The organism is Cedecea sp. VD22, assembly GCF_037150195.1.
Lineage (GTDB): Bacteria > Pseudomonadota > Gammaproteobacteria > Enterobacterales > Enterobacteriaceae > Cedecea.
Genome location: NZ_JBBCPX010000057.1, coordinates 1 through 398, shown reverse-complemented (window position 1 = coordinate 398; position 398 = coordinate 1). Strand labels below are relative to the sequence as shown.

1 pseudogene is annotated in these 398 nt (G+C 50.3%); it reads left to right on the top strand.

The window, feature by feature from the left end:
• Positions 1-14 precede the first annotated feature (14 nt).
• A pseudogene (locus tag WFK85_RS23460) lies at positions 15-398 on the top strand (hypothetical protein); the annotation flags it as partial.

The window sequence follows — 398 nt, the reverse complement described above, 5'->3', positions numbered from 1 at the left end:
TCCCTGCGGGCGGAATGCAAACCAACAGACTGGTCTATACCGGCGCCCGGAATAAAGAGTCTTATTATCGCGTGCGTTATATTCCCGTCGTGCCGAAAAACAGGGATGAATTTACGCTCAGCAAGGATGAAGTTGAAAAGTATCAGGATGCCATCAACGCCAGCGTCAGCGTACTCACCGGGTTTGGCACCATTGTGACCGTTCATCCCGATAATGTTCGCTTCGATACGCAAATTACGGATAAAGGTAAAAAACTGCGTATCAGCAACAGGGGGAATGCCTCCGTGGTTATCAGCGACCTGAAATCCTGCGATGCAACACTTAAAGACTGTAGTCCACCCGTCAATATTCAATTAAGGCCCGGCCGGAGCCTGGAGCGGGACATTGTGCCGCAAAAA